Genomic DNA, 6,745 nt, shown 5'->3' with positions numbered 1-6,745 from the left:
GGCACCCCGGTGCGCGGCCCGGAACGGAGCGGCGATGAGCGCGGTCACGATCCGGCGGCCGCAGCGGCGCCGTCCGGTCTTCCACGAGCTGAGGCGCTGCTGCCCGGCGAGTGGAGGGCAGGTGTACGCCGATCCGGGTGACCAGGCACGCTATCCACGTGACCGAGGAACAGCCCCCGCTCCGGATCCGTGATCCCCGCGTGATGCGGGCCCTGGCCCACCCCGCCCGACTGGCGATCATGGATGCCCTCGCGACCGGACAGACCGGGACCGCGACCCAGTTCGCGCAGATCGTCGGCTTGTCGCCGAGCGCGACCAGCTACCACCTGCGCGCCCTGGCCAAGTACGAGTTGGTGGAGGAGGCGCCGAGTCGGGGCGACGGCCGGGAGCGGGTGTGGAAGCGGACCGGCCGCAGGATCCAGTTAGACGCCGGCCCGAACGACCCACCGGAGGTGCTGGACGCGGGGCGGCTCCTGACGGACGCGCTGCTCGCCCGGGACGAGGCGCAGGCCCGGCAGTGGTGGGAGGTCGCGGCGTCGGAGGATCCGGAGTGGTACGCCGCCTCCCGGCTCAGCAAGACCCACATCGTGGTCACCGCGGACGAGTTGCAGCAGCTCAACGAGGCGATAGAAGAGCTGATCAAGCCGTACTCGCTCATGCGACGGCTCAGTACACCGGAGGGCGCCCGGCCGGTTGCTGTCAGCTATTGGGCTTTTCCCATCGACCGCCTTGCGTCCGGAGATGTGAAGCCTTAGTTTCGAAATATGTCCTTCACGTCTGCGTCGGTCGTTCCCCCGTCCCGCTGGCGCGATGTGTACATCGCCGCGATCGCCCGTGGCGCGTCGATCGGCGGCGACCTGCTGGCCGCCACGGCCCTGCTGCTCGCCCTCCAGGGGCGGGGAGAGGGCGGTGCGGCGATCGCGGCGGTACTGGTCGCGTCCAGCGCCCCGCTGGTGCTGCTCGCGCCGCTGAGCGGACGCCTGGTCGACCGCGTGGACAGCAGGCTGCTGCTGACCGTGGTCGGGCTCGTGCAGGCCGCCTGCTGCGTGGCGATGGCCATGACCGGGTCGGTCCCGGTGCTGGTCGCGCTCGTCGCGGTGGTGGCGGCCGGTGCCTCGGTGACCCAACCGACGTTCGCGGCCCTGCTGCCCGACATGGTGCGCGTCGACGACCTGCCCCGGGCGACGGCCACCATGCAGACCGCGTCCTCGATCGGCATGCTCGCCGGCCCGCCGGTGGCCGGCCTGCTGCTCGGCGCGTACGGGCTGGGCGCTCCACTGCTGCTCGACGGCGCGACGTTCCTCGGCATCATCGTCGCCGGCCTGTTCATCGCGACCCGCAGACGGCCCTCGGCCCGCGTCGCTGACCCGGTCGACACCGCTGCCGTCAACCTGGTGAACCCGGCCAACGCCGGAGTCCCGCCTCCGCCCTGGAGCCTGTCGCGCGACCGGCTGCTGATGCCGCTGGTGGTGATGGTCGGCCTGGTCATCGCGGTCATCAGCAGCACCAACGTGGTGGAGGTCTTCTTCGTACGCGAGACCCTGCACGCCTCCACGGCGATGTACGGGGTGGTCGGCGCGACCTGGACCGGGGCACTGGCCATCGGCTCCTGGCTGGTCGCCCGCCGACGTACCGACGACAGCGGGTACGCGTTGCTGATGACCGTTTCGCTCATCGTGACGTCCGTGGTTATCGCGCTGGCCGGCCTGGTGCCGAACGTCTGGTGGCTGATGGCCCTGTTCGTACTCGGCGGAGCCTGCAACGGCGTGGAGAACAGCATCATGGCGGTGCTGGTCTCCAGGCGCGCTCCGGCCGCGGTACGCGGTCGGGCGTTCGGGTACTTCGGCGCGATCGCCCACGCCGCCAACATCGCCGGCTTCGTCGCCGGCGGGGTACTCGTCGACCGGTTCGCGCCGGGGACGTTACTGGTCGCGAGTGGACTCCTCGGAGTCGCCGCGGTGGCGGTCTGTGTGCTGCCGATGCTGCGGGCCGTCCGCCGGGAGCGAGCCGACACCCGGGAAGGCGCCCGGGAAGGCGCCAGGGACACCACCGTCGCTGTGGCCGAGGGCCCCTCCAGCCCGGCCACGGCGACGGTGGTCTGACGCGACCGCTACGGTGGGAAACCGTGAGCGTCGAGCGTCGGCCCAGAGTCGGGCACATCCAGTTCCTCAACTGCCTCCCGCTGTACTGGGGGCTCATGCGCTCGGGCGCGCTGATCGACGTGGACCTGCACAAGGACACCCCGGACCGGCTCAACACCGCGCTGGTCGCCGGTGACCTCGACATCGGACCGATCTCGCTGGTCGAGTACCTGCGCAACGCCGACCAGCTGCTCCTGCTGCCGGACATCGCGGTGGGCAGCGACGGGCCGGTGCTGTCGGTCAATCTCGTGTCCACGCGACCGCTGGCCGAGCTGGACGGCCGGCCGGTCGCGCTCGGCTCGACGTCGCGTACCGGCGTGCTCCTGGCCCAGATGCTCCTCGCCGGTCACTACGGCGCGACCCCGAACTACTTCCGGTGCCCGCCCGACCTCACCGCGATGCTGCTGGAGGCCGACGCCGCGGCGCTGATCGGCGACGTGGCGCTGCGCGCGCTGTACGAGGCGCCCCGGCAGGGTCTCGCCGTCACCGACCTCGGGCAGGCCTGGCGCGAGTGGACCGGCCTGCCCATGGTCTTCGCCGTGTGGGCGGTCAGGCGCGACTTCGCCGAGGCCAACCCGGGCCGGGTCAAGGAGGTTCACGAGGCGTTCCTGCGGTCGCGTGACCTGTCGCTGCGCGAGCTGGACGAGGTGGCGACGGCGGCGGCGAGATGGGAGCCGTTCGACGCGGCGACCCTCGCCTCGTACTTCCGCGCCCTCGACTTCTCGCTCGGAACGCGGCAGGTGGAGGGGCTGCGGGAGTTCGCGCGCCGTGCGGCCGAGCTGGGGGCGGTACCCGCACTGCCGGCCGACGGCCCGCGGTTCTTCGAGGGCTGACCGGCTCGCCGGCCTGTCCCGGGGGCGGGCCGGCAACCGGCTACTTCGGGTAGACCAGCAGCTGCGCCGCGACCTTCTGGCACAGGGCCGCCCCGTACTTCTTGCCGAGGCCGCCCGGGTAGCGGGTGAGGACCGAGAGCACCCAGTCCGAGTGGACGGCCAGGCAGTTGACGTGCCAGTTGCCGTCTTCGAACAGGAGCGTCCAGCCGTTCTTGATCGCGACGTCCTGCGCCAGCTCCGGGGGAAGGGCGTCGATGATCCCCCAGCGCCCGCCGTTGGGCTCCTGGGCGACCGTGCCGCGCACCTGCCGCATCTCGCTGAGCACCCAGCTGGTCCACTTGGACCCGGCTGCCTTACCGCTGGCCACGCACTGACCCAGCCGTACCGCGTCCCTGGCGCTGACCTGGGTCTTGCTCCACCAGCCGTTGACCATGGTCGTCTCGGTGAGGCCGCAGATGCTGATCATCCGCTTGATCGTGGTGTTGCGGCCGTTGACCTGGTAGATGTCCTGGGCGGCGTCGTCGTCGCTGTCCCGGATCATCCGGCTCAGCTCCGCCAGCCGCTGCGCCGTGGGCTGCTTGCTGCCCAGTAGCCGCAGGTAGTCCGAGGTGAGCCAGACCTTGATCATCGACTCGGTGCTGTTGGTGCCCGAGATGTAGTTGGACGACCCGCTGATCTTGCCGGTCTTGCGGTCCATCAGCGCCCAGGAGGCGAAGCCCTTCGTCTCGACGGTCACCCCGCGCCCCCCGACCAGGGTGGGCAGCGCCGGCGGGGCCGGCTGGGCGGCGATACGGAGGTTGCCGTGGCCCTTCACCGTGCCGTCCGGGAGGATCGTCGCGGCCCCGGCGGCATCGTCGCGCAGGTGCAGCCCGTCGATCACCTTCGCGCGTACGCCCGGAACCGCCAGCATCACGGCGACCGTGGCAACAGCCACGGCGAACACCGTGACGGGCCTGGTCACGCGGAGAGGCACGGGAGACTCCTGAGGGCTGTGGAGGGCGGGAGCGCCCGTCGCAGAGTATCGGACGTAAATGGGGTACGGGCCAGTCGCGACCCTGGTTCACGCTCAGAGGTCCGTTCATTCATGATCGTCACCCTCCGTGTGGACCCGCCCGAACATATCCGCAGACCGGTGATGGGCGGGTGATCGGGTCGGTTGAAACGCCTGACCGCCCCCGAAAGGTTGCTTGTTACAGCGCATTGCTAATGCCGTCGGTGGCTGTAACACTGAGGGGGTGTACGGCAACGACTTCGCGGAAGCCGGCGGCGCCGGGTGTTGTGAGAGCACAGCCGGCGGGACCCTGCTCGAGCAGGTCGAGGCTGCCGAGCGGGAACTGAGGTCGGCGTCCGAGCGGCGCGTGAGTGGCGACAACCGGCTCCAGGGTTACTTCGACGCCGTCATCGAGGCCGACCAGAAGATCGAGCCACGTGACTGGATGCCTGAGGAGTACCGGCGGGGGCTGATCCGCCAGATCGCCCAGCACGCGCACTCCGAGATCATCGGCATGCAGCCGGAGGGCAACTGGATCTCCCGTGCGCCCTCGCTGAAGCGCAAGGCGATTCTGCTGGCCAAGGTGCAGGACGAGGCCGGGCACGGGCTGTACCTGTACGCCGCCGCCGAAACGCTGGGAATCTCCCGCGAGGAGCTGGTCGGGATGCTCCTCAACGGGCGGCAGAAGTACTCGTCGATCTTCAACTACCCGACCCTGACCTGGGCCGACGTGGGTGCGGTCGGTTGGCTGGTCGACGGCGCGGCGATCGTCAACCAGGTGCCGCTGTGCCGCTGCTCGTACGGTCCCTACGCCCGGGCCATGATCCGCATCTGCAAGGAGGAGTCGTTCCACCAGCGGCAGGGGTACGAGATCCTGTACACCCTGGCGCAGGGCACCGACTCGCAGAAGGCGATGGCCCAGGACGCGATCAACCGCTGGTGGTACCCGTCGCTGGCGATGTTCGGGCCGCCGGACTCCGACTCCACCCACTCGGAGCGGTCCATGGCGTGGAAGATCAAGCGCTTCTCCAACGACGGGCTGCGCCAGCGCTTCGTCGACATGTGCGTGCAGCAGGCGTCCGTACTGGGGCTCGAACTGCCCGATCCGGAGCTGCGCTGGAACGCCGAGCGCGGGCACTACGACTACACCGAGCCCGACTACGACGAGCTGATGCAGGTCATCAAGGGCAACGGGCCCTGCAACCGGCAGCGCATGGAGCACCGCCGCCGGGCACACGAAGAAGGCGCATGGGTACGGGAGGCCGCGGCCGCCTATGCCGCGAAGCGGGCCGCGCGGGTACCGGAGGTAGCGGCGTGACCCAGCCACTGTGGGAAGTGTTCGTGCGGCCCCGCCGCGGATTGGCGCACACGCACGTCGGCAGCCTGCACGCCCCCGACGCGGAGCTGGCCCTGCGCAACGCGCGTGACCTGTACACCCGCCGCCAGGAGGGCGTCTCGCTCTGGGTCGTGCCGGCCACGGCCATCACCGCGAGCAGCCCCGACGAGAAGGACAGCTTCTTCGACCCGGCCGCCGACAAGGTGTACCGGCACCCGACCTTCTACGACGTACCGGAAGGCGCCGGCCACATATGAGCAGCTCCTTCGAGTACGTGCTGGGCCTCGGCGACGACGCGCTCGTCGCGGCGCAGCGGCTGGCGGAGTGGGCCGCGCGGGCGCCCGAGATGGAAGAGGACGTGGCGCTGGCCAACATCGCCCTCGACCAGCTCGGCGTGGCTCGCCTGCTGCTCACGTACGCCGGCGAGCGGGAGGGCGCGGGGCGCGACGAGGACGCGTTGGCGTACCTGCGCGACGACCGCGAGTTCCGCAACTGCCTGCTGGTCGAGCTGCCCGAGTCGGACTTCGCGGTCACGATGGTCAAGCTGCTGTTCCTGTCGGCGTACCAGAAGCCGCTGTACGACTGGCTCGCCGGGTCCGACGACGAGCGGCTCTCGGCCATCGCCGACAAGGCCCGCAAGGAGTCGGCGTACCACCTCGACCACGCGTCGCTGTGGACCGTACGGCTGGGCGACGGAACGGACGAGTCGCACCGGCGCGCGCAGGACGCCGTCGACCGGCTCTGGCCGTACACGCATGAACTCTTCGACGGCGAACACGCTTCGCTGCGCCCGCAGTGGATGGAGACGGTGGGCCGGGTACTGGACGAGGCGACGCTGACCCGACCCGCCGACGGCGGCTGGGCGCCCGGCGGCGGCCGTCAGGGCCTGCACAGCGAGCACCTGTCGTACCTGCTGGCGGAGATGCAGGTGCTGCACCGGGCGCACCCGGGGGCGCGCTGGTGAGCGTGTACGACACCGTGGCCGCGGTCGTGGACCCGGAGCTTCGCATCGTGACCATCGACGACCTCGGGATCCTCCGCGACGTGACGGTCGACGGCTCGCACGTCACCGTCACCATCACGCCCACGTACTCCGGCTGCCCCGCCATGGACGTGATCCGGGCCGACATCCGGCACGCGCTGGGGGCCGCCGGTTATGACGATGTCGAGGTGGTGACCGCGTTGCGACCGGCGTGGAGCACCGACTGGATCAGTTCGGCCGGCCGGGACAAGCTGGCCGAGGCGGGGATCTCGCCGCCGGGGCCGTCCCGGGGCCCGGTCGCCCTGACGGTCCGGGTGCGCTGCCCGCGCTGCGGCTCGCCCGAAACCGAGGAGCTGTCGCGCTTCGGCTCGACCGCGTGCAAGGCGCTCTGGCGCTGCCGGTCGTGCGAGGAGCCGTTCGACCACGTGAAGGCGTTGTGATGGGTCGGGAAGGACGTACGCG

8 protein-coding genes are annotated in these 6,745 nt (G+C 70.7%); 7 read left to right on the top strand and 1 reads right to left on the bottom strand.

Annotated features, from left to right (window positions below; genetic code table 11):
- The first annotated feature begins 158 nt into the window (after positions 1-158).
- Genes Pme01_RS30505 through Pme01_RS30500 form a run of 3 tightly spaced genes read left to right on the top strand, consistent with a single transcriptional unit; the run spans position 159 to position 2,974 of the window.
- A complete protein-coding gene (locus tag Pme01_RS30505) occupies positions 159-755 on the top strand; it encodes an ArsR/SmtB family transcription factor (RefSeq protein ID WP_239088564.1) in 597 nt (198 codons plus the stop codon).
- Between the two features lie 9 nt (positions 756-764).
- Complete coding sequence (locus Pme01_RS31345) at positions 765-2,102, top strand: MFS transporter (protein ID WP_239088563.1); 1,338 nt, start codon at positions 765-767, stop codon at positions 2,100-2,102.
- Positions 2,103-2,125: 23 nt separating this feature from the next.
- On the top strand, positions 2,126-2,974 hold the full coding sequence (locus Pme01_RS30500; protein WP_239088562.1) for a menaquinone biosynthetic enzyme MqnA/MqnD family protein: 849 nt from the start codon (positions 2,126-2,128) through the stop codon (positions 2,972-2,974).
- Between the two features lie 40 nt (positions 2,975-3,014).
- Here Pme01_RS30500 and Pme01_RS30495 read toward each other — a convergent pair whose 3' ends face one another.
- Positions 3,015-3,884 (bottom strand): hypothetical protein, encoded by an 870-nt coding sequence (locus tag Pme01_RS30495; protein ID WP_373315557.1) that lies wholly within the window; start codon positions 3,882-3,884, stop codon positions 3,015-3,017.
- Between the two features lie 325 nt (positions 3,885-4,209).
- On the opposite strand from Pme01_RS30495, the gene paaA reads away from it, so the two are divergent.
- From paaA to paaD, 4 genes are read left to right on the top strand one after another with little or no spacing between them, the layout of a single operon-like run.
- Positions 4,210-5,283: a 1,2-phenylacetyl-CoA epoxidase subunit PaaA gene (gene paaA / locus Pme01_RS30490; RefSeq protein ID WP_168113538.1), complete on the top strand. Its 1,074-nt coding sequence runs from the start codon at positions 4,210-4,212 to the stop codon at positions 5,281-5,283.
- Positions 5,280-5,558, top strand: coding sequence for a 1,2-phenylacetyl-CoA epoxidase subunit PaaB (paaB, locus tag Pme01_RS30485; RefSeq protein ID WP_168113537.1), 279 nt, complete (start codon positions 5,280-5,282; stop codon positions 5,556-5,558). The genes paaA and paaB overlap by 4 nt, the downstream gene beginning before the upstream one ends.
- The gene (gene paaC / locus Pme01_RS30480) at positions 5,555-6,265 is read left to right on the top strand and encodes a 1,2-phenylacetyl-CoA epoxidase subunit PaaC (protein WP_168113536.1); all 711 of its coding nucleotides are present in this window, start codon (positions 5,555-5,557) and stop codon (positions 6,263-6,265) included. The genes paaB and paaC overlap by 4 nt, the downstream gene beginning before the upstream one ends.
- Positions 6,259-6,723 carry a 1,2-phenylacetyl-CoA epoxidase subunit PaaD gene (gene paaD / locus Pme01_RS30475; protein ID WP_168114040.1) on the top strand — a complete coding sequence of 155 codons (465 nt, stop codon included), beginning with the start codon at positions 6,259-6,261 and terminating at the stop codon, positions 6,721-6,723. Before paaC ends, paaD begins: the two co-directional genes overlap by 7 nt.
- The last annotated feature ends 22 nt before the right edge of the window (positions 6,724-6,745 follow it).

The organism is Planosporangium mesophilum, from assembly GCF_016863255.1.
Taxonomy (GTDB): Bacteria; Actinomycetota; Actinomycetes; order Mycobacteriales; family Micromonosporaceae; genus Planosporangium; species Planosporangium mesophilum.
This window is presented reverse-complemented; position numbering and strand designations above follow the sequence as displayed.

Excerpts from the sequence above, each read along its gene's own strand:
- Pme01_RS30495 (WP_373315557.1), bottom strand. The coding sequence starts at position 3,884 with ATGCTGGCGGTTCCGGGCGTACGCGCGAAGGTGATCGACGGGCTGCAC.
- Pme01_RS31345 (WP_239088563.1), top strand. The coding sequence starts at position 765 with ATGTCCTTCACGTCTGCGTCGGTCGTTCCCCCGTCCCGCTGGCGCGAT.
- paaC (WP_168113536.1), top strand. The coding sequence starts at position 5,555 with ATGAGCAGCTCCTTCGAGTACGTGCTGGGCCTCGGCGACGACGCGCTC.